The organism is Mesorhizobium silamurunense, from assembly GCF_014843825.1.
Lineage (GTDB): Bacteria > Pseudomonadota > Alphaproteobacteria > Rhizobiales > Rhizobiaceae > Mesorhizobium > Mesorhizobium silamurunense.
Genome location: NZ_JHQR01000124.1, coordinates 1 through 25598, shown reverse-complemented (window position 1 = coordinate 25598; position 25598 = coordinate 1). Strand labels below are relative to the sequence as shown.

28 protein-coding genes and 2 pseudogenes are annotated in these 25598 nt (G+C 61.4%); 25 read left to right on the top strand and 5 right to left on the bottom strand.

Annotated features, from left to right (window positions below; all coding sequences use genetic code 11):
* Genes DH10_RS14180 through DH10_RS14160 form a run of 5 tightly spaced genes read left to right on the top strand, consistent with a single transcriptional unit; the run spans position 1 to position 3642 of the window.
* Positions 1-489 (top strand): DUF3830 family protein, encoded by a 489-nt coding sequence (locus DH10_RS14180; RefSeq protein WP_192384843.1) that lies wholly within the window; start codon positions 1-3, stop codon positions 487-489.
* Positions 490-849 carry a TIGR04076 family protein gene (locus DH10_RS14175; protein ID WP_192384842.1) on the top strand — a complete coding sequence of 120 codons (360 nt, stop codon included), beginning with the start codon at positions 490-492 and terminating at the stop codon, positions 847-849.
* Positions 846-1901, top strand: coding sequence for an aldo/keto reductase (locus DH10_RS14170; protein WP_192384907.1), 1056 nt, complete (start codon positions 846-848; stop codon positions 1899-1901). The genes DH10_RS14175 and DH10_RS14170 overlap by 4 nt, the downstream gene beginning before the upstream one ends.
* Positions 1902-1903: 2 nt before the next feature.
* On the top strand, positions 1904-2332 hold the full coding sequence (locus DH10_RS14165; protein WP_192384841.1) for a DUF4440 domain-containing protein: 429 nt from the start codon (positions 1904-1906) through the stop codon (positions 2330-2332).
* Between the two features lie 47 nt (positions 2333-2379).
* Positions 2380-3642, top strand: a complete 1263-nt coding sequence (locus tag DH10_RS14160) for an ABC transporter substrate-binding protein (RefSeq protein ID WP_192384840.1) — start codon at positions 2380-2382, stop codon at positions 3640-3642.
* 367 nt (positions 3643-4009) lie between these two features.
* Here the strand turns inward: DH10_RS14160 and DH10_RS14155 are convergent, their stop codons facing one another.
* Together DH10_RS14155 and DH10_RS14150 are read right to left on the bottom strand one after the other, a co-directional pair.
* A complete protein-coding gene (locus DH10_RS14155; RefSeq protein WP_192384839.1) occupies positions 4010-5320 on the bottom strand; it encodes a type II toxin-antitoxin system HipA family toxin in 1311 nt (436 codons plus the stop codon).
* Positions 5320-5574, bottom strand: coding sequence for a helix-turn-helix domain-containing protein (locus DH10_RS14150; protein WP_192384838.1), 255 nt, complete (start codon positions 5572-5574; stop codon positions 5320-5322). Before DH10_RS14150 ends, DH10_RS14155 begins: the two co-directional genes overlap by 1 nt.
* A 234-nt stretch (positions 5575-5808) precedes the next feature.
* On the opposite strand from DH10_RS14150, the pseudogene DH10_RS36945 reads away from it, so the two are divergent.
* A pseudogene (locus DH10_RS36945) lies at positions 5809-5967 on the top strand (CopG family transcriptional regulator); the annotation flags it as partial.
* Positions 5968-6066: 99 nt separating this feature from the next.
* Here DH10_RS36945 and DH10_RS14145 read toward each other — a convergent pair.
* Entirely contained in the window at positions 6067-7623 is a 1557-nt protein-coding gene (locus tag DH10_RS14145) for a Fic family protein (RefSeq protein WP_192384837.1), read from the bottom strand.
* Positions 7624-8211: 588 nt separating this feature from the next.
* Here DH10_RS14145 and trbB point away from each other — a divergent pair.
* The 11 genes and pseudogenes from trbB to DH10_RS14090 all read left to right on the top strand — a co-directional run bounded on the left by trbB (position 8212) and on the right by DH10_RS14090 (position 17837).
* Positions 8212-9195 carry a P-type conjugative transfer ATPase TrbB gene (gene trbB, locus DH10_RS14140; protein ID WP_192384836.1) on the top strand — a complete coding sequence of 328 codons (984 nt, stop codon included), beginning with the start codon at positions 8212-8214 and terminating at the stop codon, positions 9193-9195.
* Positions 9192-9524, top strand: a complete 333-nt coding sequence (locus DH10_RS14135) for a TrbC/VirB2 family type IV secretion system protein (protein ID WP_192384835.1) — start codon at positions 9192-9194, stop codon at positions 9522-9524. The genes trbB and DH10_RS14135 overlap by 4 nt, the downstream gene beginning before the upstream one ends.
* Positions 9524-9799 carry a VirB3 family type IV secretion system protein gene (locus tag DH10_RS14130; RefSeq protein ID WP_192384834.1) on the top strand — a complete coding sequence of 92 codons (276 nt, stop codon included), beginning with the start codon at positions 9524-9526 and terminating at the stop codon, positions 9797-9799. Before DH10_RS14135 ends, DH10_RS14130 begins: the two co-directional genes overlap by 1 nt.
* 10 nt (positions 9800-9809) lie before the next feature.
* Positions 9810-12261 (top strand): annotated as a pseudogene (gene trbE, locus DH10_RS14125) (conjugal transfer protein TrbE).
* Entirely contained in the window at positions 12258-13016 is a 759-nt protein-coding gene (gene trbJ, locus DH10_RS14120; protein ID WP_192384833.1) for a P-type conjugative transfer protein TrbJ, read from the top strand. Before trbE ends, trbJ begins: the two are co-directional and overlap by 4 nt.
* Positions 13017-13027: 11 nt before the next feature.
* Positions 13028-13351 (top strand): putative entry exclusion protein TrbK-alt, encoded by a 324-nt coding sequence (trbK-alt, locus tag DH10_RS14115; RefSeq protein WP_192384832.1) that lies wholly within the window; start codon positions 13028-13030, stop codon positions 13349-13351.
* 2 nt (positions 13352-13353) lie between these two features.
* On the top strand, positions 13354-14721 hold the full coding sequence (gene trbL, locus DH10_RS14110) for a P-type conjugative transfer protein TrbL (protein WP_192384831.1): 1368 nt from the start codon (positions 13354-13356) through the stop codon (positions 14719-14721).
* Positions 14722-14724: 3 nt separating this feature from the next.
* Entirely contained in the window at positions 14725-15414 is a 690-nt protein-coding gene (trbF, locus tag DH10_RS14105; protein WP_192384830.1) for a conjugal transfer protein TrbF, read from the top strand.
* A gap of 74 nt (positions 15415-15488) precedes the next feature.
* Positions 15489-16472 (top strand): P-type conjugative transfer protein TrbG, encoded by a 984-nt coding sequence (trbG, locus tag DH10_RS14100; protein ID WP_246811549.1) that lies wholly within the window; start codon positions 15489-15491, stop codon positions 16470-16472.
* A complete protein-coding gene (locus tag DH10_RS14095) occupies positions 16469-17611 on the top strand; it encodes a TraB/TrbI/VirB10 family type IV secretion system protein (RefSeq protein WP_192384828.1) in 1143 nt (380 codons plus the stop codon). The genes trbG and DH10_RS14095 overlap by 4 nt, the downstream gene beginning before the upstream one ends.
* A 1-nt stretch (position 17612) precedes the next feature.
* Entirely contained in the window at positions 17613-17837 is a 225-nt protein-coding gene (locus DH10_RS14090; RefSeq protein ID WP_192384827.1) for a DUF2274 domain-containing protein, read from the top strand.
* On the opposite strand, the gene DH10_RS14085 is transcribed toward DH10_RS14090, so the two are convergent.
* The gene (locus tag DH10_RS14085; RefSeq protein ID WP_192384826.1) at positions 17834-18793 is read right to left on the bottom strand and encodes a LysR family transcriptional regulator; all 960 of its coding nucleotides are present in this window, start codon (positions 18791-18793) and stop codon (positions 17834-17836) included. The genes DH10_RS14090 and DH10_RS14085 overlap by 4 nt on opposite strands.
* Before the next feature lie 370 nt (positions 18794-19163).
* On the opposite strand from DH10_RS14085, the gene DH10_RS14080 reads away from it, so the two are divergent.
* From DH10_RS14080 to DH10_RS14045, 8 genes are all read left to right on the top strand, one after another.
* Positions 19164-19412, top strand: coding sequence for a helix-turn-helix domain-containing protein (locus tag DH10_RS14080; protein WP_192384825.1), 249 nt, complete (start codon positions 19164-19166; stop codon positions 19410-19412).
* A gap of 45 nt (positions 19413-19457) precedes the next feature.
* Entirely contained in the window at positions 19458-19676 is a 219-nt protein-coding gene (locus tag DH10_RS14075; RefSeq protein WP_192384824.1) for a helix-turn-helix domain-containing protein, read from the top strand.
* Between the two features lie 331 nt (positions 19677-20007).
* Positions 20008-20667 carry an ABC transporter permease gene (locus tag DH10_RS14070; protein ID WP_192384823.1) on the top strand — a complete coding sequence of 220 codons (660 nt, stop codon included), beginning with the start codon at positions 20008-20010 and terminating at the stop codon, positions 20665-20667.
* A gap of 12 nt (positions 20668-20679) precedes the next feature.
* Positions 20680-21429 carry an ABC transporter permease gene (locus tag DH10_RS14065; protein ID WP_192384822.1) on the top strand — a complete coding sequence of 250 codons (750 nt, stop codon included), beginning with the start codon at positions 20680-20682 and terminating at the stop codon, positions 21427-21429.
* 53 nt (positions 21430-21482) lie between these two features.
* A complete protein-coding gene (locus DH10_RS14060; protein ID WP_192384821.1) occupies positions 21483-22331 on the top strand; it encodes a transporter substrate-binding domain-containing protein in 849 nt (282 codons plus the stop codon).
* Positions 22332-22410: 79 nt separating this feature from the next.
* Positions 22411-23664, top strand: a complete 1254-nt coding sequence (locus DH10_RS14055; RefSeq protein WP_192384820.1) for a CapA family protein — start codon at positions 22411-22413, stop codon at positions 23662-23664.
* Between the two features lie 78 nt (positions 23665-23742).
* Positions 23743-24219: a helix-turn-helix domain-containing protein gene (locus tag DH10_RS14050; protein ID WP_192384819.1), complete on the top strand. Its 477-nt coding sequence runs from the start codon at positions 23743-23745 to the stop codon at positions 24217-24219.
* A gap of 275 nt (positions 24220-24494) precedes the next feature.
* Positions 24495-24803, top strand: a complete 309-nt coding sequence (locus DH10_RS14045) for an FCD domain-containing protein (RefSeq protein ID WP_192384818.1) — start codon at positions 24495-24497, stop codon at positions 24801-24803.
* 313 nt (positions 24804-25116) lie between these two features.
* On the opposite strand, the gene DH10_RS14040 is transcribed toward DH10_RS14045, so the two are convergent.
* Positions 25117-25598, bottom strand: a 482-nt coding sequence (locus tag DH10_RS14040) for a thioredoxin domain-containing protein (RefSeq protein ID WP_192384817.1), incomplete at its 5' end; no start/stop codon positions are given.

Sequence of the window (25598 nt, the reverse complement as noted above, 5' to 3'; positions counted from 1 at the left end):
ATGACGAGCCGTGCCATAAAAATCACCGAGCCGCGTTCCGGTCTGTCGGCAACGGCGCTTCTGCTGCCGCACAAGGCGCCCGCGAACGCCGCCTTCCTATGGGCCTATCTGGAGGAGCCGCGCGTCATTGCTGGCATCCATGCCATGTGGACTGGTCCTGAAATTTCCTGTCCGGTGCCAACGCCGCATTTGGAGAACCAGGCCTATGCCCAGCCACTGCCTGCCGAGAACGCAACCTTGACCCCGCAGCCCGGCGACGTCGTGCTCTCCTACGTGCCGCCGCGCATGTGGGGCGGCAACCCGAATGCCATCTTCGACATCGGCCTGTTCTACGGACAGGGCGCGCGGTTGCTGTTTCCGATCGGGTGGCTTGCCGGAAGCGTGGTTGCCCAGGTGCTGCCGGATCAGCGCGAACAGTTTGCGGCCGGATGCGGCATCATTCGCCGCAACGGCGCCTGCGACGTCACCTTTACACGGGTGGAGGCGTGAATGGCCGAGCGCGACGACAGTTTTGACCTCTTCGACCTCCGCGTCGAGGCCGTGATTCCCGAAGGCAAGCCGATCTATTGCGGCGCCAAGGCAGGCGACTATTTCGAGCTCAAGGGCGAGATGCTGTCCATGCCGGCGGGGCAGGGCTTTTCGATCTATTCCATAGCCGCGGTCCTGCCGTTGCTCGCGGCAAAGCAGCGCCCGACGCACAAGAACGACTGGATGACGTCGGATGCCGAGATCGCCTGCCCGGACCCGAACTGCGCCAGCCGGCTGCGGATCTTGAGGACAGGCAAGCGGCGCTTCAGCCATGCCGAGACCACGGCTGTACCGCTGCCGCCTGAGAGCGGGGACAGATAATGGCCAAAACGTTCGAGCTCAGCCCCGGCTACACGATCTCCCGGGTTATCCGCGGCGGCTGGCAGCTCGCCGGCGGTCATGGCGCGATCGACCGGCAGCAGGCGGTGACTGACCTGATCGCCACCTTCGACGCCGGCATCTTCTCTTATGACTGCGCCGATATCTACACCGGCGTCGAGGAGATGATCGGGGCCGCCCAGCTGCGGCTCGCCAACGAACGCGGCCTCGACGTCGCCGCCAGGATGAAGGTGCACACCAAGCTGGTGCCAGACCTCGAACGACTTGCCGGCATCAGCCGCGACTACATCAGGGGCATCGTCGACCAGTCGCTGCGACGACTGAAGACCGAGCGGCTCGACCTCGTCCAGTTCCACTGGTGGGACTATTCGCAGCCCCGCTATGTCGACGCAATGGGCTGGCTCAACGACATGCGGCTGGAAGGCAAGGTGCGCAATGTCGGCACCACCAATTTCGACACCGAGCGTCTTGGCGAAATCCTGGCCGCCGGCGTTCCCGTCGTCAGCCAGCAGCTGCAATATTCGGTCCTCGACCAGCGCCCGGCAAGAAGCCTCGCTACCCTGGCCGAAAAGCACGGCCTGCATTTCCTCTGCTATGGATCGGTGGCAGGCGGCTTCCTCAGCGAGAGATGGCTGGGCGCGGCCGAGCCTTCCGCGCCGTTCGAGAACCGCTCGCTGGTCAAGTACAAGCTGATCATCGACGATTTCGGCGGCTGGAAGCTTTTCCAGTCGTTGCTCGCCGCCCTGAAGGCGATCGCCGACCGCCGCGGCGTCGACGTCGCCACCATCGCAAGCGCCTGGGTGCTGGATCAGCCGCAGGTGGCCGCCGTCATTGTCGGCGCCCGCAACCAGGCGCATGCGCTTGCCAATGCGCGCATCATGGACGTCGCGCTGTCGGCGCAGGACCACGCCGAGATCGGCGCCGTGATTGCCGAGAGCCCCGGTCTCGAAGGCGACGTCTACATGTTGGAGCGCGACCGCCATGGCCGCCACGGCTCGATCATGCACTACAATTTGAACGCTGGCCGGGTGTGAGCATGGCCAAGGACGCTTCTCTGCTTGCCCGCGCCAGCGCCGAGGTGGTCGACCTGCACCGCTTCTTCGTCGACTGGTTCGACAAGAGGCGCGCCGACAAGGCCGATTTCAGCCGCTTCGAACGTGTCATGGGCGAGGACTTCTTCATGGTGGTGCCGAGTGGCCAGCTGCTCGATCGCGATGCGGTGCTTGGCTATGTCAGGGCGAGCCGCGGCAGCTTCGACGGCGACTTCGCCATCTCGATCGAGGATATCCGGCCGGGATGGCAGGCCGGCAATGTCATCGTGCTGACCTATGTCGAGGCGCAGCGGCGCGCCGGCCAGGCGAGCCTGCGGCGATCGAGCGCCGTCTTCACGCCCAATTCATCGGCGCCCAACGGCGTCGAATGGCGGCATCTGCATGAGACCTGGCTGCAGATACCGGGAGGCTGAACAGGCAAAGTTGAAAACAAGAGTCGAGCAACCAAAGGGGAACAACAATGCGCAAGACAATATTCCAGATCACGACCGCGCTAGGCCTGCTGATGGCGGCGGGCACCGCGCACGCAGCCGACTGCAAGATCACCGTCGGCCTCGTCATGGAGCTGACCGGTCCGGCCGGTGAATATGGCCAGGCGGGTGCGAAATCGGTTGAGATGGCCTTCCGCGACATAAACGCCGCCGGCGGCGTGCGCGGCTGCGACCTCGCCACCGACACCCGCGACAGCCAAAGCCAGGGCAATGTCGCGGTCGACGCCGCGACCCAACTCGTCCAGGTCAAGAAGGTGCCGGCGATCATCGGCGGCATTATTTCCTCGGTGTCGATCCCGATCCTGACTTCGGTCACAGCACCTGCGAAGGTCGTCCAGGTCTCGCCCGCATCATCCTCGCCGACGCTGACGGCGCTGGGCCGCGATGGCAAGACCAACGGCATCTTCTTCCGCACCATCACCTCGGATGCGCTGCAGGGTGTGGCCGCCGCCAAATACGCCATCGACAAGGGTTTCAAGAAGCTGTCGGTGATCCACGTCAACAACGACTTCGGCGTCAACATGGTGGCGGAATTCTCGCGCGCCTATAAGGCGCTGGGCGGCACCATCGTTTCGGACACGCCCTACAACGAGAAGCAGTCGAGCTACGCCTCGGAAGTGACGGCGGCGATGGCCGGCGAGCCCGACGGGCTTTATCTCGTCAGCACCCCTGTCGATGGCGCCACGATTGCCCGCACCTGGATTTCGCAGGGCGGCGTTCAGAAATTCCTGCTCAATGACGGCATGAACAGCCCCGACTTCATCGACTCCGTTGGCGCCGACTATCTGAAGGATGCCTACGGCACATCCTCCGGCACCAGCCCGACCGCATCGACTGACTATTTCAACAAGAACTACAAGGCGTTCTCCGGCATCGAGCCATCGAACCCGGCGGCCGATCGCTCCTACGATGCCGGCGCCATCGTCGGGCTCGCGATAGCCATCGCCGGTTCCGAGGATCCAGCCAAGATCAGGGACGCGATCTACAAGGCGGTCGATCCGGCCGGCACGCCGATCTATGCCGGCAAGGACGAATTCGCCAAGGCGCTCGCCCTCATCAAAGACGGCAAGCCGATCCGCTATGAAGGCGTCATCGGCCCGGTCTCCTTCGACAAATACGGCGACATCACCGGTCCGTTCCGTTTGTGGAAGATCGTCGAAGGCAAGGTGACGACCGACGGCGAGATGACCACGGACGACGTCGACGCATTGCAGGCGAAACTGAACCAATGACGCCCTCCCAGGAAGGCCTCGGATCGCAGGATCCGGGGCCTTGGGTTGACCTCCGCGGAATGCCCGCGCGCTTCTGGGGTTGGCCGGCGCGGGCGCCATGGCTAGGGGCTAGCGACGAATAAGAACCTACGGCGTGCCTGGCGGAATCGCTTCCTCTATGAGACTCGGCCCGAGCGTCGGTGCATAATGGCCCGCTGCCGGGTGACAAAGGGGCAGCGGGCCATTGATTCGACGGGTGGATCCGCCGAGCAGCAGAATAGGGACGTGTGCTGCCGATGGTCATCTTGAGCTGGCCTCGACTGAACCAGCGACTTACGAATTCGTAAGCTTTAGCGGTGCCGCTTGTCAGGTGTCACCGCATTCTTAGTCAATTTGCATCAGCGAGAAGCATCGCACGCTTGCCCATAGCCAACCTGACGGAGTCGACAACCTGTCCGGGAAAGCCATGCGGTAATGAGGAGATCACGGTCTCAGCCTGTTTCTCCGCGTTTCCAGCAATGTCTTCGAAAATTCGGCGCATGACAGGCGTACCCACCCCAGCGATGTCAGCGGTCTGCGTGAAATGGCGAGGCATGATCTCATGCACCGAATAGTGCCGGCTCTTGCCGACTGACATTGCCAACTTGAATTTCTTGCGGGGGATCTGTCCGGCATCAAGGCTCGGCTGCGCGCTCAGTACGTCGTAGAGGGGGGTCATGCGGAACCGCCCGCCAGGACCGAGGAAGATACTGAAGTTCTTGGCGTGGCCGTCGGTCGCGCCAATCAGCCAGAACAAAACGCAGGCGCGCAAGAAGGTACCGATATCTTCTTCAGGCGTGTCGCTGCCCTTCAGAAGCTCGACGATCTCAGCGATGCCGGGACCGCCATCGGACTGATATTTGCGCGTCGGCGGCACCGACAGCGCTTGACAGACATCCTCCTGCGGCAGGCGCAGGAGGCGGCCGTCGCGAGCCCACAGCCGGTCGAAGCGCTCGACGATAAGCGTTCGGCGCTCCCCGAAATCAGATATCTCTGTCTTGGCGGCAGGAACGCCGAACGCCTCGAGCAGCTTAAGGCACAGATACTCGTTCTCAACGCTATTGCAGAGGTCGATGCCATTCGGCAACCTGCCGATCTGCGGTTTCAGGATGTGGGTGGTCGCCGCCGTGCCGACCGGCTTGAACCAGCGCCCGTCCTTGCGTAGCAGCGCCGTCTTTTCCTGGGCCCCTGCAATCGAGATGCGGAAATCCTCATCCTTGCCGAGGCCGAGAGGAGCGGCAGCAAGGTTTTCGATTATTCCGGCGATGTCCTTTTTGCTGACTTGCTTGCCGTCGCTGCTGCCAGGATTGCCGGGATCGACGCCGTCGGGCAGGAACTGCAGCGCGCCGACGCAGTCATGGCCGAGGGCGGCGAGCATGCTGTAGGCGTCAGTACCAGCCGCACCGACGCGTTCGGCAACGCGCTTGCGGATGGCGTCACTGTCAGGAAGCAGGTTGTCGAAGACGTTGATCACAGGCGCGCCGATATAGCGGTCCTCCCGCAAGGGAAGCGAGAGCGAGACCGGGAAAGTGCCACGCCAGTCCAGCCATTGGCGGGCGTATTGGAAGTCTACGGCGCCTGTTGATTCCCTGCGCAGCACGCCCACCAGGCGCCCGTTCAGGAAGACATTCAGTGGCGTGTGAGCCGGCCGGCGTGCCATCAGAACAGGTCCTCGATCTCAGCGGCGCTGCCTTTGCTGCGTGGACGAACCACGAGCTCAAGGCCGAGGGCCGAGAGAGCGGCCATCAACGTGCTGAGCTGCACCGCTGGTTCGCCGGCTTCAAGACGGGACACCGTGGCCTGGCGCAGGTGGATCTGGTTGCCGAGCGTCTCTTGCGTGAGGTCGGCCTGCCTGCGGGCGCGACGCAGGATGGCACCGAGTTGCTTTTCGTTGCGGGCGATCTGGTCGGTCATGATAAGCCTCCAGGTTTTATATACGCGCTCGCGTATAATTCGTCAATATACGCGAGCGCGTATAAAAATTGCATATACGCGAATCCGTATAAACCTTAGATATACGCAATCGCGTATGGGGCTCATAACGTGTCTCAATACGCAGTGCTATTCCCCAACCAGATGGAAAGGAAGCGCTGCAAGCGCAGCCGTGTCGTCATCAGGTGAAGCAAGGCGAAACCGGGACCGCCTTTCTCCTGTGCCCAGGCCGCGCGTGCCAAGGCCGCCGAACGTTACGAAGCCTTCGTCACGGCGCTGGGACGGCGCCTGGCGAGGGTGCCGAAGCTGCGGCAGAAGATTTCCGAGGATATCAACCCGGCTGAAGATAACGGAATGCCATCCCCTGCCGGATAGTAGCCTCCTGTTCGCATCAACGGCTTGCTCATTGCGCCATGACGGCGAACTGCCAGAGCGGTAGACGTTTTTGCCTGCCGTATCTGTGGTTGCGGTCGCTTAACCGGCCGGGAGTGTCGCGGTTGTCTCCCCCGACAATCCTTTGCGAGCCAATTCGCCGAGAAAACGACTGAACGGAACGATGTCTTGGTGGACACTGGCCTGCTCGAGAGCGGCCATGTAGTGGGCGCGGAGCTGCACCGGAATGACAGTCCAGGGATAACCGCCAGCCGCCATCATGACATTCATCAAGAACCTCCCCATGCGACCATTCCCGTCCATGTAAGGGTGGATATAGACAAAGATGAAATGCCCGAGGACGACACGCACCGCTGGATGCTCCTCTGCCTCGAGCATCTCAAAAAAGACAGGCATCGTGTCCCGCACGGCATTGAGCGGCAGCGGAACATGCATGGAATTGCGGATGAACACGCGCTCGCTGCGGTAGCCCGCGAGATCGCCAGGTTTGACGATACCCACGGTCACGCTGGGGGCGAATAGCTCGCGGTACCACCCTCCATGATCGTCATCGACGACGCGGCCAGGGTTTTGATTGGCAAGTACAGACGCCACGCTCTGTTTGACCGCTTCGAAAGCCTGGTAGTAACCGCGCGCCGCGAGCGCGTCGCGGTGATCGCCGTCTTGCGCATTCCCGTCGGGGTTCCAGGTGCCGCTGCGCACACGATCCATCAGTTCGGGGCTGACCCGGTAACCTTCGATCGAGAGCGAATGATAGGCATCGGTGGCATAGACGTCATCGACGTGCTGAAGATAGCCATCGACGTCATTCGGGCGTCCGGGCGCCTCTGGAAAATTCCTAATGGCCGCGCCGCGCATTTCTTGCCACATCAGTCTGATCCGTCCGGCATAGGGTGACGTCTCGCGGCGCGGCAGGGACAACTGCACCCGTGTATCGAATGGGTCGGTTTCGCGAACCGTGTAGCCGGCGGCCTGCATGCCGCGGACAATGTCATCTGCGATGCGCTCGCGGCCGATGTTACGAAAAGCACCGGCGAGGCGGCCAGCAATCGTGCTGTGACCTCCTTCGAGCAGGCGCGTGAGAATTTCAGAGGCATCCGAGAACATCGCCAATGCCGTCCGCGCGTCGGTCGGTTTTTGCGTGAAGAATGCGGGTGAGGCTTCGACGAGCGCCGCCGGCAAGGCGTAGAGACGAAGGCCGTCTGTCTCAACAATATCGCGAGCAACCGGCATGCTGGCTCGCATGTCGAAAATCGAGGTGCCGTGCAAAAGCGTGGTGGGCTTGTTGCCTCCGGCGGGAGATCGCACCAGCAATTGCCCCGGGACCGTACGATTGCCGGCATGGAAGGAGAGGGACGGTTCGGGGGCGATGCACCAGTCTTTGCCGAAGCGATCATTCAAATAGCTGGCGCAAAAATCCCAAAATGAGGCGAACCAGCCTGTCGTCTCGCCCTTACGCTGATGGGGATTGGCCGAGATGTACCAGCCCTTCATGACTTCTTGCAGGAAGCCTCCTTTGAGGAGCCGTTCGCGATGGGTGCGTGAGAGATCGCTGGAGCGGATGGCGACGATCTGCTGATCCTGCAGTTCCTTAAGCACGGCGAGCGACTCGGCCAACTTCTCATGGGGCGGTGCCATCTTGCCTGGTCCTTAGGTTTTTGTGTCGCGCGCTCATTAGGGGTTTGCGCTGCATTCCTATTAGGGTTTTATGACGCGCACTTATTAGGTTATTATGTTGCACCATTGTTAGGGTATTGTGCAATAGGCTATTCAAAGAGCAGGGGGCGCTCTGTTGCCTGCGCCCCCGAACCCGAGTCTCGGTTTGGGCCATGCCGACAGACGGATAGAGCCATCGCTGGCTAAGCCCGCAGCGGCGAAAGCCAGCTTGGAATCGTCAAGGAGCAATCAGGATCTTGATCGGCGACGACGACGAAGATGATCAGGGTGACGAGTATGACAATCATGCCGACGACGTCGGCGCCGACGTTGCCGATGATCATCCTGTCGCTGATGCTGTCTATCGCCACTTCTGAGGTTCGATGATTCGATCTGCGAAGCCGTTCTCGAATCGAAGGAAGGCAACGGCGGCACCGTCCTTCTCCTGTATTTACACGCCACGCTACTACGCCTCGATATACTTGTTGAAGCGATCCAGCATCCGGCTCTTTTAATCATCCCCGACCGGGGACCGCCTGACCAGTTCCCGACAAACAAAATGGGGACCAGATGGCGGTTTCGCACAACAACACAGAAGCGCGTGCGCGCAGTTCGCGCATGCTGCGCACAGCGCTCGGAGCCGCCATCACACGGTTGCTGGACGATCCCGCAATCGTCGAAGTGATGCTGAACCCGGATGGCCGAATCTGGATTGATCAGCTCGCCGAGGGTTTGGCCGATACGGGGGAGGTGCTGTCGGCCGCCGATGGCGAACGCATTGTGCGCTTGGTCGCCCATCACGTCGGGGCGGAGGTACATCCTCGTTCTCCGCGCGTGTCGGCCGAATTACCGGAAACCGGCGAACGTTTCGAAGGGCTGCTGCCGCCAGTCGTTGCAGCACCTGCCTTCGCAATCCGCAAACCTGCCGTCGCTGTCTTCACGTTGGACGACTACGTGGCGGCGGGCATCATGACCGCGAACCAGGCCGTGACTCTGCTTGCCGCTGTCGCAGCCCGTGCAAACATTCTCGTTGCCGGCGGCACTTCCACCGGCAAGACGACGTTGACCAACGCCCTGCTCGCCGAAGTGGCGAAGGGGGCGGATCGTGTCGTCATCATCGAGGACACGCGCGAGCTGCAATGCTCCGCGCCCAACCTTGTCGTCATGCGGACCAAGGATGGTGTCGCTACGCTCGCCGATCTGGTCCGCTCCTCGCTTCGCCTGCGCCCCGACCGTATTCCCATCGGCGAGGTGCGCGGCTCGGAAGCCCTCGACCTTCTGAAGGCATGGGGCACCGGGCACCCCGGTGGCATCGGCACCATTCATGCCGGCTCCGGGATCGGTGCCCTGCGCCGTCTCGAGCAACTTATCCAGGAAGCCGTCGTCACCGTCCCGCGCGCGCTGATTGCGGAAACCATCGACCTCGTCGCTGTTCTATCCGGACGCGGGTCCGCGCGCAGGCTCACCGAACTCACGCGCGTCGAAGGGCTTGGCCCCGACGGCGACTATCGCACCTCCCAAGCCACCCCGAACGACACAGGAGACAATTTATGATCCGCACGTTTTCGCGCAACTACACTTACGCGGCTACTGCCGCCACGACGCTCGCCGTTAGTCTGATGAGCGCCTCGGCCGCCAATGCAGCCGGCTCGTCGATGCCCTGGGAGCAGCCGCTGGAGAGGATCCTTCAGTCGATCGAAGGCCCGGTCTCCAAGATCATTGCCGTCATCATCATCATCGTGACCGGTCTGACGCTTGCCTTTGGCGATACCTCCGGAGGGTTCAGGCGGCTGATCCAGATCGTCTTCGGCCTGTCGATCGCCTTCGCGGCGTCCAGCTTCTTCCTGTCGTTCTTCTCATTCGGTGGCGGAGCACTGATCTGATGGCCTTCGAGCAGCTCGATGCGGTACCGGGGTTCACCGTTCCCGTCCACAGAGCATTGACCGAGCACATCCTGCTCGCAGGCGCGCCGCGTTCAATAGCAATTTTGAACGGCACGCTGGCAGGCGCGGTTGGCCTCGGCCTCCGCCTCTGGCTTGTCGGTCTTCTCCTCTGGGCGCTCGGCCATTTCACGGCGGTGTGGGCAGCAAAACGCGATCCGCTGTTCGTGGAAGTCGGCCGTCGGCATCTGCGCATCCCCGGTCATCTATCGGTTTGAGGCCGCGGCGATGATGAACCTTGCCGAATTCCGCCGCACCGCCAGCCGCCTTGCTGACTACCTGCCTTGGGCTGCGCTCGTCGCGAAAGGAGTAGTGCTCAACAAGGATGGGAGTTTTCAGCGTACCGCAAAGTTTCGCGGACCGGATCTCGATTCCGCGGTAGCCGCCGAACTGGTCGCGGTGGCCTCCCGCATCAACAACGCCTTCCGTCGTCTAGGCTCCGGTTGGAGCATCTTCGTTGAGGCACAGCGGCATGAGGCGGCGACCTATCCCGACAGCCAGTTTCCCGACCCTGCCTCAGGCTTGGTGGATGCCGAGCGCAAAGCCGACTTCGAGGAGGAGGGGATCCACTTCGTGTCGACTTACTTCCTCACGTTCGTCTATCTGCCGCCGGCCGAGGATATCGCTCGCGCGGAGAGGTGGCTTTACGAGGGCCGCGAACATTCGGACGTGGACGCGCACGAAACCCTGCGCGCCTTTGTCGACCGCACGGAGCGCGTGCTTTCTCTGCTCGACGGCTTCATGCCGGAATGTCAGTGGCTCGATGACAGCCAGACGGTGACTTACCTGCATTCGACTGTCTCCACGAAGCGCCATAGGGTGCGCGTTCCGGAGACGCCAATCTATCTCGATGCGCTGCTGGCGGACCAGCCACTGACCGGTGGGCTCGAGCCGCGCCTTGGCGACCAGCATCTACGCGTGCTCACCATCGTTGGGTTCCCGACCGCGACCACGCCAGGTCTGCTCGACGACCTCAACCGGCTCGCCTTTCCCTATCGCTGGGCGACGCGCGCAATCCTGCTCGACAAGACTGACGCTGCGAAGCTGCTGACCAAAATCCGGCGACAGTGGTTTGCCAAACGCAAGTCGATCGCCGCGATCCTGAAGGAGGTCATGACGAACGAGGCGTCCGTGCTTGTGGACACGGACGCCGCGAATAAGGCAGCCGACGCCGACTTGGCATTACAGGAACTCGGCGCTGACGTCTCGGGCATGGCCTATGTCACCGCGACCATCGCGGTCTGGGATGCCGACCCGCGTCTTGCGGATGAGAAACTGCGCCTGGTCGAAAAAGTCATCCAGGGGCGCGACTTCACGGCAATAGTCGAAACCGTCAATGCGGTCGACGCGTGGCTGGGCTCGTTGCCAGGGCATGTCTACGCCAATGTCCGCCAGCCGCCGATCTCGACGCTCAATCTTGCCCACATGATCCCCCTCTCTGCCGTGTGGGCCGGAACGGGACGAGCATTTGGGTAGCCCTCCCTTGCTTTACGGCAAGACCGAAGGCTCGACCCCGTTCCGGTTGTCCCTCCACGTCGGCGACGTCGGCCACACCCTCGTCGTCGGCCCCACTGGCGCGGGCAAGTCGGTGTTGCTCGCGCTGATGGCCTTGCAGTTTCGCCGCTATGCGCGCTCGCAGGTTTTCGCCTTCGACTTCGGCGGCTCGATCCGTGCCGCAGCGCTCGCCATGGGCGGAGACTGGCACGACCTTGGGGGTGGGCTCACCGAAGGCACGGAAGCCTCCGTCTCGCTCCAGCCGCTCGCACGCATACAGGACACCTATGAGCGCGCCTGGGCGGCCGACTGGGTTCTTGCGATCCTTGCGCGCGAAGGCATCCCGGTCACCCCGGATGTCAAGGAGCACATCTGGACCGCACTGACATCGCTCGCCTCGGCACCGGTCGAGGAGCGTACCATCACCGGCCTGAATGTGCTGCTGCAATCGAACGATCTGAAGCAGGCTCTGGGACCTTATTGCATCGGTGGTCCATACGGCCGATTGCTTGACGCAGAAGCCGAGCACATTGGCGTGAAATCCGTGCAGGCATTCGAGATCGAGGGACTCGTTGGGACCGGAGCAGCACCTGCTGTTTTGTCCTACCTGTTTCATCGCATCGATGACCGGCTCGATGGGCGGCCGACATTGCTGATTATCGATGAGGGCTGGCTCGCCCTCGACGACGAAGGTTTTGCCGGCCAGCTGCGCGAATGGCTGAAGACGTTGCGCAAGAAGAACGCCAGCGTGGTCTTTGCCACCCAGTCGCTTTCCGACATCGACAATTCGGGGATCGCACCGGCGATCATCGAGAGCTGCCCGACCCGGCTGCTCTTGCCGAACGAACGCGCAATCGAGCCGCAGATCACAGCAATCTATCGTCGCTTTGGCCTCAACGACCGCCAGATTGAGATCCTGGCGCGCGCGACGCCCAAACGCGATTACTACTGCCAGTCACGGCGCGGCAACCGTCTGTTTGAACTCGGCCTGTCGGAAATCGGTCTCGCGCTCTGCGCAGCATCCTCCAAGACCGATCAGGCTTTGATCGCCAGCATGGTTGCCGAGCACGGTCGCGACGGTTTCCTCGCCGCCTGGCTGCGGGCCCGAAACGCCGGCTGGGCCGCTGACCTTATTCCGCACCTGCCCGCCCCCATCCCACAAGGTGAAAAGGAGACTCAATCATGACTGCCCTTCGCGTCCGCTCGCACGCCTTCGCCCTGGCCGCGGCAATGCTCGCTCCGCCGCTCTTGGTGTCGCCTATAGTGATTGCTCCGGCGCATGCGTTCATCGTGTTTGATCCCTCGAACTATGCGCAGAATGTGCTGACGGCAGCGAGGTCGCTCCAGCAGGTCACCAACCAGATCACCTCGCTTCAGAATGAAGCGCAGATGCTGATCAACCAAGGCCGTAACCTCGCAAGCCTGCCGTTTTCCTCCCTCCAGCAATTGCAGCAGTCGGTACAGCGTACACAGCAACTCCTCGGTGAAGCGCAGAACATCGCCTTCGACGTTCAAGAGGTCGACAAGATCTTTCAGCAGCAATACGGCGCCGTCTCGCTCTCCGCATCCGATCAGCAACTCGTCACGGATGCCCGCTCGCGCTGGCAAAACACGGTTGGCGGCCTCCAGGACGCCATGCGCGTACAGTCCGGCGTCGTCGGCAATATCGAGACCAATCGCTCCCAAATGTCGGCGCTGGTCGGCGCCAGCCAATCCGCGACCGGCGCGCTGCAGGCGACGCAGGCCGGCAACCAGCTTCTCGCACTCCAGGCCCAGCAACTCACCGACCTAACCGCCGTCGTCGCCGCCAACGGTCGTGCCCAGGCGCTGACTGAAGCCGAACGTGCGGCTGCTGCGGAACAGGGTCGCGAGCAGCGCCGCCGCTTCCTCGCCCCCGGCTCCGGTTACCAGGCCGGCAATGCCTCAATGTTCAACCGCTGAGGATCACGACAGTGGATGGCAAGACCCTTGCTCGCATCATCGCCGTCATCTTCGTCGCAATCGCAGTCGCCGCGACAGTTGTCGAGATGACCCGGAAGGAGGACAAGCCGGGCGCAGCAGTGCTCGAGGCGCCGGCGACGTCGCAGAGCCCGCTCCGCGAGGGTCTTCGCCGTTGCCAGGTGCTCGGCGAGGGTGCGTTGCGCGACAGCAGCTGTCTGCGCCTGTGGACCGAGCAGCGCGACCGTTTCCTTGGTTCCAAAGCGCCATTTGTGAGCTCGACTTCACAGCCGGTCACCCTGCCGTCGCCGGATGCGAACTCGCCGAGGGCTCGATAGGCATGGGCAGCACCGGCATTATCGACCAATTCCTCGGCACGTTTACGCGTTACATAGACAGCGGCTTCGGCTTGCTCGGCGGCGAAGTCGCATTCGTCGCCACCACCCTGATCGTCATTGATGTGACGCTCGCGGCCCTCTTCTGGAGTTGGGGCGCCGACGACGACATCCTCGCGCGGCTCGTCAAGAAGACGCTGTTCGTGGGCGTCTTCGCTTACCTGATTTCCAACTGGAACAGTCTTGCCCGGATCGTCTTCGAAAGCTTCTCCGGCCTCGGCCTCAAGGCAAGCGGCACCGGATTCACAGTCCAGGACCTGCTCCGGCCTGGCAAGGTGGCGCAGACCGGGCTCGACGCTGGACGACCGTTACTCGAGGCCATCTCGGGGCTGATGGGCTATGTGTCTTTCTTCGAAAATTTCATTCAGATCGCTTGCCTGCTTTTCGCCTGGGCGCTTGTTCTGCTTGCCTTCTTCATCCTGGCTGTGCAGCTCTTCGTCACGCTGATCGAATTCAAGCTGTCGGCGCTGGCAGGCTTCGTTCTGATCCCGTTCGGCCTCTTCGGCAAGACGGCCTTCATGGCTGAACGCGTGCTCGGCAACGTCATTTCGTCCGGTATCAAGGTGCTTGTTCTTGCCGTCGTGATCGGCATCGGCTCGACGCTCTTCAGCGAATTCACCCAAGGTTTCGGTGGCGAGAATCCTACCATTGATCAAGCCATGGCGATCGTGCTGGCGGCGCTATCGCTGCTCGGTCTCGGCATCTTCGGCCCTGGCATTGCCAATGGTATGGTCTCCGGCGGACCGCAGCTTGGTGCCGGCGCCGCGGTTGGCACGGGCCTCGCCGCTGGCGGCGCGGCGCTCTTCGCCGGCGGCGCTGCGGGCCTTGCAACACGTGGAGGAGCCACCGCCTTCTCAGGAGCGGCTAGGAGCGGCTCATTTCTCGCGGGAGGCGCTTCGACCGCTTATGCCCTCGGGTCGGCCGGCCAGACCGGCGCCGGTGGCGTCGCCTCCGGTCTAGGTGGCGTCGCAGGCGCTGCTATGTCCGGCGCAGCCTCGCCACTCAAGCGTGCTGCGGCGCGTGCCAGTCAATCAATGAAGTCGAGCTTTGCCTCCGGCGTCAGTTCCGCCGTCGAAGCGACCGGTGGTTCATCGACACTAGGGACTGTGGGAGAGGCGGGCGAGCCTGCCAACGATCCATCGTTTGGTCGCGCTGGCCAAGCCAGCGGCGCAGCACAAGGCCCGCCTGCCTGGGCCAAACGCATGCAGCGATCCCAGCGCCTTTCCCACAGCGTCCAGACCACTGCCCATGCCGTGCGCTCCGGCGAGGCCCACGGCAGCGGAACCTCCATTTCTCTTTCTGAAGGCAAGTGATCCATGAACATCTTCAGACGACCTGCCGTTCACTACGGCAAGACACCTCAACCGGAGACGCCTTACCAGAAGGCAGCGCAGGTTTGGGACGAGCGCATCGGTTCGGCCCGCGTGCAGGCGAGGAACTGGCGCATCATGGCCTTCGGATCGCTGATCCTGTCGGCTGGCCTTGTCGGCTCCCTCGTCTGGCAGTCGAGCCGAGGCACGGTCGTGCCATGGGTCGTGCAAGTCGATACTCTCGGGCAGGCGCAGACGGTCGCGCCTGCGACCACCGACTACAAGCCGACCGATCCGCAAATAGCATGGCATCTCGCCCGCTTCGTCGAACAGGTCCGATCAATCCCGGCCGATCCGATCATCGTGCGCCAGAACTGGCTACGCGCCTATGAATGGACGACCGACCAAGGTGCTGCGGCGCTCAACGACTATGCCCGCGCCAACGAACCCTTCGCCAAGATCGGCAAGCAGCAGGTCGCGGTCGAAGTGTCCTCGGTCATCCGCGCTTCTGCGGCTTCCTTCCGCGTCGCCTGGACCGAGCGTCATTACGAAAACAGCCAGCTCTCCACCACCGAGCACTGGACCGCCATCCTGACAATCGTGGTCCAGCCGCCAAACGACGCCGAACGGCTTCGGGCAAATCCGCTCGGCATCTACGTCAACGCCATCAACTGGTCGCGGGAGATGACCCAATGAAGCTGGCATTGCGTGTTTTGACCACTCCTGCCTTTCATGGATACGCATGCGCAGCGGTCTTGGTTTCGGGGGCCATGCTCGGAGGCTGTGCCACGTCTCAGAAGCCGCCGCAGATTGCCTACGATGCCTTCGTGCCGCCTTTGCCAACGGTCCCGGCTGTCGCGACTTATGAGAAGCCGAAACCGTTGCATGTCCCGCCGAGCTGGTCCCCGACGCGTGGCGGTGCCGCCGGCAATACGCCGACGGCGCGTGTCGAGAACGCCAACGCGGCCGCTCGCGTCCAGCCGCGGCGCGAGGGCTATTATAACGCCATCCAGATATATCCTTGGAGCGAAGGGGCGCTCTACCAGGTCTATGCCGCGCCAGGGCAGATAACAGATATCGCGCTCGAGCCGGGTGAGAGCCTTACTGGCACCGGCCCCATCGCCGCGGGCGATACCGCGCGCTGGATCATCGGCGACACCGAAAGTGGGTCAGGAGTTACACGGCGCGTCCATGTGTTGGTCAAGCCCTCACGCGCGGACATCTCCACCAATCTCGTCATCACCACCGATCGACGCAGCTATATGATCGAGCTGCGTGCGGATCAGAAGCCTTACATGCCAGCCGTGGCATGGGCTTATCCGGCTCAGCGCACCGGCAAGGAACAGGTCGTTCCGTCAAGGCCAATCATCCCGGATGTTGCCGCGCGCAACTACCGCTATGGCCTCGGAGGGGACGCTCCGCCATGGAAGCCCGTCGCCGTCTACGACGACGGCAGGCGCGTCTATGTCGAGTTTCCGCGTGGCATCGTGCAGGGCGAGATGCCACCGATCTTCGTCATCGGCCCGCACGGCGAACCCCAGATCGTCAACAGCCGCGTCTACGCAAACATCCTGATCGTCGACCGCCTCTTCGGCGCAGCCGAACTTCGTATTGGCGGCGGTAAGCGGCAACAGACGGTCAGGATCGTGCGTAGTGATGGGGCGGCAACCGGTCGACTGCCGTGGATGCCACGCTTCGGCACAGCATCGAAAGTTCCCAACCCACCAAGGCAGAGGGGAGGGCAGGGGTCATGAACGAGAACGAAATCGCCGCTCAGTCGATGCGGCTTCGCGCCGAGCCGCCGCGTGTCACCCGCCTGTCGCGCAAGGTGCTCGCTGGCATCGGTTTCGTTGCGTCGCTCTGCATTGGCGGTTCCCTGATATACGCGCTTCAGACCCGCAATACCGGCTCGCATGGCGAGGAACTCTATTCGACCTCCAATGGCCAGCCCGCCGATGGACTGGCGAGCCTGCCGCGCGATTATACCGGCCCGATCCTTGGGCCGCCGCTGCCCGGCGATCTCGGGCGGCCGATACTCGACGCCCAGAACAAAGGGCAGCCCGTGGTGCCGCCAACCATCGCGACCCCCACGGTCGACGAGGCCGAACAACGCCGTCTGGCTGAACAGGAGGCTGCACGAACGTCGCGCGTCTTTTTCCAGACAGGGGCGGGCGCATCAACGACGACAGAAGCGCCTGGCAACAGCGACACGTCGGACCTTGCTGGTTCCGGCATCACCGGTCAGACAGCGCAGGATCGTCAGCTAGCCTTTCTGAATGCCGCCGCCGATCGTCGGACGGTGGCGCCGGATCGTCTCACGCCCCCGGCATCGCCGTACGTACTTCAGGCCGGAGCTGTCATCCCTGCCGCGCTCATCACCGGTATCCGTTCGGATCTACCCGGCCAGATCACCGCCCAGGTAACGGAGAATGTCTACGACAGCCCGACGGGTCGGGCGCTCCTGATCCCGCAAGGTACCCGCGTCATCGGTCAATACGACAACGGGGTCGGTTTTGGGCAGCGCCGCGTGCTGCTCGTCTGGAGCAGGCTGATCTTCCCCAATGGGCATTCGATCGTTCTGGAGCGCCAGCCAGGCGCGGACGCTCAGGGCTATGCCGGCGTTGAGGATGGTGTGGACTACCACTGGGGCGAACTCTTCAAGGCGGCGGCGCTCTCGACGATACTCAGCATTGGGGCCGAGGCAGGCTCGTCTGGTCAGGAGAGCGACATCGTGCGGTCGCTGCGAAGCGGCGCTTCCGACAGCGTCAGCCAGGTCGGTCAACAGATCGTCCAACGCCAGCTCGAAATAGCGCCGACGCTGACGATACGGCCGGGTTTCCCCGTGCGCGTTCTCGTCACGCGCGATCTCATGCTCGAACCCTATGGAGGATGAAATGGCCAAACTGAAACTCGGTCCGATTGCCGACGACAAGCCTGTCAAAGTCACCGTGGAACTGCCGGCATCGCTGCATCGCGACCTTACCAGATATGCCGAGATCCTTGGACGCGAAGCCGGGCAGGCGTCTACCGATTCCGCGCGATTGATCGTGCCCATGCTTGAACGCTTCATCGCAACCGATCGCGGCTTTGCTAAAGCCAAGCATGAGCGAAGGGCTTAGCGTCGGGCCGCTAAAGCGGGCCGATCCATGTCTCTCGTTGTATGGTTTGCCGGAAGACAGTTTGCGAAGGCGGACATGATTGCTTCGAGAGCGACCTCCAAGGTGCCGGAAAACGCCCTGCCTCTCTGCCAAATGGCCACGTAGTGATAAAGCGCAGATGGTTCTACTGGTTTTGCTTCCAGTTGGAACGCCGAATATTCGCGCGCAATGAGCTCGTTGGTGATGGAGACACCAAGGCCGGCGGAGACGAACCCTACCTCGTAACCGTTGGAGTCATATTCCACCAGTATGTCCGGCTCAAATCCGGCAAAGCGTAGCGCGTTGAAGTTCATCTGATGCGACGCGAATTCGGGATCAATATCGACGATCGTTTCGCCCGCCAGGTCATTTGCCTCGATTCGCGCCAGTTTTGAAAAACGGTGTCCTGGATGAAAGATGCATACGTTGCGCGCTGAGCCGAGTGGCGCCCACTCAAACAGGCGCGGGTCCAACGGCAGCCGTGAGATGCCAAGATCCGCCCGTCCGGACAGGATGTGCTCGCCCACCTGGTGATAGTTTCCCGAAATCGATCGGACACTCGAACCGGTTTTCGAACGGATAGTCGCCACGGCCTTCGGCAAGGTGACGAACCCGAAGACCGGAGGTGCGGCAATCGCGATCTGCTGACGCTCCTCGTTCTTCATCGCGAAAATCGAGGCTTCCAGTCGATCCAGTGACGTCAGAGCCAGTTCGACGTTGCGCAGGAGTTCCCAGGCTTCTCGCGACGGAACGATGCGGTTGGTCGACCTCGCAAAGAGTGGGATGCCTAGTGCGGTTTCAAGTTGCTTCACCTGCTGACTTACTGCGGGTTGGCTTATCCCCAGTGCGGCAGCTGCTCGCCTCGTCGATCCGGCCCGCAGCACCTCTCGAAAGATCTGCAATTGTCGGAGCTTCAGGCCGCTCTGCAGCAACTCCATCCTTTTGCGATCCTCTTTTGAAGGCGCCTCTCATCAACTCCGAATTGTCAGGCGGGCAGATGGTGGCGGGGACCTCTTGTTTGTAACGGCCTTTGATACAAAGTGTGCGCAATCTCTGAGTGGATGCCTTTTCGGACCTGGTGCCGAGACGATGCACGTCTTCCTCAGAACAGCCGTTTACATATTTTAAATCCGGCTCACTGGCCTTTCCGGCCCCATCTTGCGGCGGCTGACGCCGACCGCGAAGAGAAGCATGAACCCGAGCGGAGCTCTTCCTGTCCAAACCAACCACGGAATCTGGGCTTTCCGAATGTCGTTTGTCGAGAATACTCCGTGGTGAAATACTCTTCAAGGCGCTGCTCTCGGATTTATGGAAATCCGGGAGGTATTCGCGCGAAACCTGAGAGCTTTGCGGCAGGCCAAAGGCCTGTCACAGGAGGAGCTTGCGCATCAGGCAGGGATCGATCGCACCTACATCAGTTCGTTGGAACGCAACGTGTATAACGCCAGCATCGATGTCGTTGACCGGCTGGCCGAAGTGCTGGGCGTGGACGCCGCAGAATTGCTGAAACGGCCCTCAGATGATCTGCAGGGATCGAAGTCTGAACTTGACGAATAGAGAATTTGATAGACTCAGAGTATGTAAGTCGCGATCTTCCAGCGCATGGATATGCGCAAATTGGTCGGCCGAAACTTCGCCCGCCTGCGTCGAGAGAAGGGTCTGACCCAGGAAGAAGTCGAGGCGCGTTCCGGCTTCAGCCAGCAGTATCTCAGCGGCCTGGAACGTGGGTGGAGGAACCCGACCGTGATCACGCTTTATGAACTGGCTCAGGCCCTCGGCGTCGGCCACGTCGAATTGGTCAGGCCTGACGATGATTTCTGATTGAAACCGTGGCGAGGATCACGTTCCCCTTCTTGATCGAACGTGGCCAAAATCAGCCGGTCAGCGGAACTCTTGTCGCAACAAGGCCTCGATTCCACCAGACCCAGTCTTTCCGAATGCTGAGGAAGGGGGCGTGTATAATCACCCGTTATAGCTAAAATATTGAAAATTATAGATTGAACTGATCGACAACGTCGATAGGCTAAGGAGAATTCTGCAAAATATAATGCAGTTTGTCCTTAGTTGACTTCGCAGGCTTCGTTAATAAGCCGAAGGCATGCGCTAAAGACGTAGCGTGAATTGCGAAGTCCCAAATCGATGGAAGAGTGCCATGGGCGGTTTTACTGCTCAGTTTGCTGCCGCCTTCATGGTTACTGTGAGCCTTGGTCTCGTTAGCGGGTCCCTCGGTACGGTGATTGGGCTCTTGTTGGCCATGTCGAAGAGCTCTCCCGCTTCCCGTTTCAAAGCTGCGGTGACGGGCTACACGACAGTCGTTCGCGGTGTTCCAGAACTCCTCATCATCCTGCTCATCTACTTCGGGGGCACCATCTTCGCCAGCAAGGTCGCCGGCAGGTATGTGGAAGTGAATGCTTTTACCGCTGGGGTCATCGCGCTCACGGTGGTCTTCAGCGGTTATGCCACTGAAGTTTTCCGTGGGGCGATTGCGGCCGTCCCAGCGGGACAGACCGAGGCCGCGAAGTCGCTTGGGTTGAACGCCTGGCAGCGGTGGGCATTTGTCATTGGGCCGCAGATGCTGCGGCTGGCATTGCCCGCCTATGGCAATCTTTGGATATCGCTATTCAAGGATACCGCGCTGGTTTCGATCGTCGGCTTGACCGACATCATGCGCGTCGCCTTTGTCGGCGCCGGATCGTTGCGCGCGCCCTTGACCTTCTATCTTGCGGCGTCAGCCCTCTACCTGTCGCTAACGACGATCACCCTGCTGTCGATCCGGCTGGCGGAGCGGCGCTATCCAGCTCTCGGTCGATAGAGGGGCGCCGCGATGAACCTTAGCTTGATGTTCGAAGCTATGATGGTCCTGCCGTCCGGCATTGGCCTCACCTTGACCCTGACGGTTCTGTCGCTGACGGCGGGATTTCTGTTGTCGGTTCCGCTGGCCTTCGTCCGCGCGTTTGGCCGCCCCAGCCTGTCGCTAGCGGTGCTGGCCTACACCTATGTCATTCGCGGAACGCCCATGCTCGTACAACTCTTCCTGCTCTATTACGGTCTGGGCCAGATCGAAGCAGTGAGAGCCAGTGCCTTTTGGGTAGTCTTGCGAGATCCATTCTGGTGCGCCTTGTTTGCTTTTTCGCTGAACAGTGCAGCGCACACGACCGAAATCCTATGCCGTGGTCTCCAGTCCGTGCCGAAGGGTGTTGTCGAGGCTGCCGTAGCGCTGGGCCTGAAACGCCTCCAGATCGCCCGCCTTGTAATCTTCCCGATCGCTTTCAGGATATCGCTGCCGGCGTACGGGAACGAGGTGGTGGGGATGATCAAGGGCTCATCTCTGGCGAGCACCGTAACGCTGCTCGAGATAACCGGCATGGCTCGACAGCTTGTGTCGTCCACGTTCGCACCTTACGAGATCTTTATTGTTGCGGGAGCGATCTATCTAGCGCTGACGACGCTCGCTGTGAAGGCGACCCAGTTCCTCGAACGGCGGCTTTCGACAGACGATCATCCAAAGCGACGAGGCAAGGTGCGGTTCCGCCTGGCCTTGCCTAACCACGAGATCACGACACCCGTGCCGTGACGCCGCAGCCTACAGCTGCCTTCCCACCGATCCCAAATCAAAAGAGGTGCCTTATGCGCATTCGCTTAGCTATTGCCGTTTCTATCGCTTGCTTGATTGCGGCATTCCCGGCCCGGGCCGAGGCCGAGCGAACGATTTCGATTGCCACCGAGGGCGCGTCGCCGCCCTGGGACGGGACCGATGCGAATGGCAATCTTTATGGTTTCGATGTCGATGTCGGTCTCGAGCTGTGTAATCGCATGAAGATCAAATGCAGCTTCGTCGCACAGGATTGGGATGGGATCATTCCGGCGCTGCTCGTCGGCAAGTACGACGTCATAATGTCCGGCATGGCGATTACCGAGAAGCGTAAGCAACAGATCGCATTCTCCACTCCCTACGCCAGCGGCTTCAACCAATTCGTCGTACGCAAGCAGCTTGGGCTCGATGCCGGCGACACTAAGGAACAAGTCAACCTCTCGACCGTCGGAGCCAAGGAGAAGGCAACTATTGAGCGTGTCAGATCGACCCTCAGCGGTAAAGCCATTGGTGTCCTTCGTTCATCGAACTCGGAGGCTGTGGTGAAGCAACTCCTCGGAGATGTCGTCACTATTCGCAGCTATGACAGCCTCGACAACCTTAAGCTCGATCTTGTGGCTGGGCGCGTAGACGGCGGGCTCGCCGATTATTTCACATGGCGCGACTTCCTGGAGACGCCTGATGGCTCCAGTGCAGTGTTCTTCGGTCCGGAACTGAAGGGCGGCCTTTGGGGACCGGGCGTAGGCGCGGGCATGCGCAAGGACGATACCGAGTTGGTCAACAAGTTCAACGCGGCGATCGAGGCAGCAACCAAGGACGGAACCATCAAGGCGCTCAGCCTGAAGTGGTTCAAGGCGGATATCGCCCCAGCCTTATCGAAATAGCCGAGGAAGCGGATTCGACTTCGATCTGGCGCCTGGCGCGTGCCGACGCCACACCCTTCACATCCAAAGAGTGCGTTCGATGAAAGACCCTTTTTGCGCGGTCGTGACCGGCCAATCGCTGATCACGCATGACATCCGTAATGTCAAACTCGAGCGGTTCGCTGAGGTTGAACGCTTTCTCCAACAAGGTGACGTTGTCTTTACGAACTTTGAGTCGACGATTCTCGGCCAACACGGCGGCTGGCCGACCAAGGGCAAATACTTCGGTTACTCCAGGCCCGAGGTGCTGGATGCGTTGCAAGACATTGGCTTCAACGCGCTTGCCTTGGCGAACAACCACGCTTTCGACCTCGGCCCTTGCGGCATCCAGTCCACCCTGGAGGAGGTAGAGGCGCGGGGCTTCCTGCATGCCGGGATCGGGATTGACGAAACCCATGCCGCGAAACTCGGCCGGCGCCAACTGGGCTATCGCCAGGTCTCTCTGCTTGCAGTCGATGCAGGCCCCGGTCCGGCCAACATGTATGCCGCGAACCGAACCGCTTCACGACCTGCTCGCCCTGGCGTCAACCGCCTGACCACCGCCCGGAAGATTGGGGTGCCTGACGGGCATTTCCGGAGACTCGCAAGGCTGGGCGGCCACTTGCAAAGCTCGCACTTCGAGCTGACCAACTATGCGCAACCGGACGATCCGCCGGAAGTGGCGGGCGGCACGGAGATCAATTTCTACGGGACCGTATTTTCCCAGGCAGCCGACTTCGGTCGCCTGATCGAGATAGATCCGCAAAGCGCGGAAATTCATCTGTCCGCTATCCGGCAGGCGGCCTCGCAAGGCGACTTCGTCATTGCTTACCTGCACCATCACCATTGGGAACCAGGTTGGCAGGACGTGCCGCGCTGGGTACAGGCCTTTGCCCGGATGTGCGTCGACGCCGGCGCTGACCTCTTCGTCAGTCATGGCGCACCCGTGCTTCAGGCAGTGGAAATCTATAATGGCTCGCCGATCTTTTACGGTCTCGGCAATTTCCTCTTCCACGTGCATCCCGACGAGAACGAATGGGATCCGCCGGAAGTCTGGCAAAGCATTGTCGCCGCCTGCCGCTATAACGCAAGCGGATGCCTCGAAGGTATAGACCTTCTGCCCGTCGTGATCGGCGGGGAAGATCAGCCTCTAGGATCCGGGACAGGCAGATTGGTTCCAGTCACCGCCATCGGCAATGTAGCGCGAAATATTCTCGACGGTTTCGCAATCCGCTCTCGGACCTTTGGCACCGCGATCGCAATTTCCGGATACTCGGGCACCATCGTTGTGCCGCCTGCGCGCAAACTCCGCTGACGATCGACACAAAAAACCAGGTCCGCCTGCCACGGAAACTCTATCCGAGAATAACCTCTTGGAGCATCGAAAGCATTGTTGAAACCCAATCGCTCAAGCCCTTTCCCGTCAGCGCAAAAGCCCAAGGTCGGGCGCGACCCTCACCCCGCCGATCTTCATGTCGGCAGGCAGATCGCGACGGTTCGCGTGCAGTCGGACGTATCGCAGGCGCAGCTTGCCCGATCGATAGGTATCAGCTGTCAACAGCTCCAGAAATACGAGAATGCAAGGAATCGCGTGAGTGCGTCCATGATCTACGAGATTGGCAAGTCGCTGGGCGTCCCCGTCAGCCGCTTTTTCGAAGGCCTCCCGGAGAATGGTGAGAGTAGCCGTGAGGTTTCACATCTGCCGGTCGATGAGTGCATTGACTTCATTGCCAGCGCAGAAGGTCGGCACCTAATCGAGCGTCTTATTCGACTGCCTCGGCGGGTGAGAGCCCGCGTGTCCACCCTGATCGTCGCAATCGGGGAAGAATTGAGCGTCCTCTATGCGATGAGCAACGAGAGGGCGAACTGACGCCGGCTGAACGCTAGATGCTTGACGATCGGCCTGGGACACGGGTTCGAACACACCAGCCTCTGTCCGTTTTGCGCCTCATCGCTGTAGAACCCAGTCCTGCCAACCGCTGAAAGCGGACACTAGCGGCAACCACGCTGAAGGTCGCAGTTGCGCCTCATGTCAGCCGAAGAGGCAGGCAGTTGCTCGAACCCGGCAGCCAGTAGAACCCAGTCCTGCCAACCGCTGAAAGCGGACACTAGCGGCAACCACGCTGAAGGTCGCAGTTGCGCCTCATGTCAGCCGAAGAGGCAGGCAGTTGCTCGAACCCGGCAGCCACGGCCTTTGCCGCAACCAATGCCAGCGCAACCGAACTGAACGCGGTTCGCGAAGCGCACCAGACCGCATGCGACGCCATCGAGATGCCGGATTTCGAGCATTGGGACGTCGAGTTCCATCACCGGGTGTTCGCGTGCTGCCGCAACGACTTCCTTAAAGAGATCCACAATCTCATGCGCGCCATTCGCAACCAGTCACCCTGGTTCGAGATGAAGAAGCGCTCGTTCTCAGAGGAACGCCGCCAGGCGTATTGCGACGAGCACTAAGTGATCCTGGATTGCCTGGTTCGCCGTGATCCGGAAGGTGCGAAGAATGCGATGCTGGCGCATCTGAGAACCGTTGAGCACAATCTCCTAGGGCGGCAGGTCCGCGCATCGCCGCAGAGCTGCAACAGAGGCCGCTAGCCCGCACGCGGACGCCGCTCGACTCGCGCTGGTAGCAAGGCGGCTGGACGACCGCCCCCGGCCCCTCCGGGGTTCATCGGCAGGCGGGAGCGGTGCCGATTGTGGGGCCCCCTATCAGGCAACGGCCGCAAACTTCGCGTAATCCTGCGCCTAGCCCCATTACCGAAGCTGCGCCTTACCTTCCGATTTGCGACGCTGCCGACATCATCGCCTCAGAGTTCGGGTGGGCGCCCAAGCCGCCATCGAAAACCTCGGAGAACGTCCAGCGAACGACGCCGTTGCGGTCGAGCAGGAACTGGCCCATGAGCTGGCCCACGCCGGTGGCCATCATTTGCTGGTCCGCTTCAGTGATATCGTAATTGTCTTTTTTGTTCAGATATTCGAGCGCCGCAAACGGGTCCATCGGCTCAGGCATTTCGCCCGGCACGTTGACCCGCATCGACTTCACATCGCTCATCGAAACCTTTTGCGGCCATGCGCTCTCGTCTTCGGTGATCTGCATATTCGGCAATCCAAAGGCGCGGTGTGAAGTCCGCTCCGGATCAGATGCCGCGAGCAGGCCGAGCATCGGATGGTACCGCAGATACAGGCGCGCCCGCTCGATGGGCGTGTTGACCACTGTCAGGCTTTCGATGCCCTTCTCGTTGAGGGCTGGGG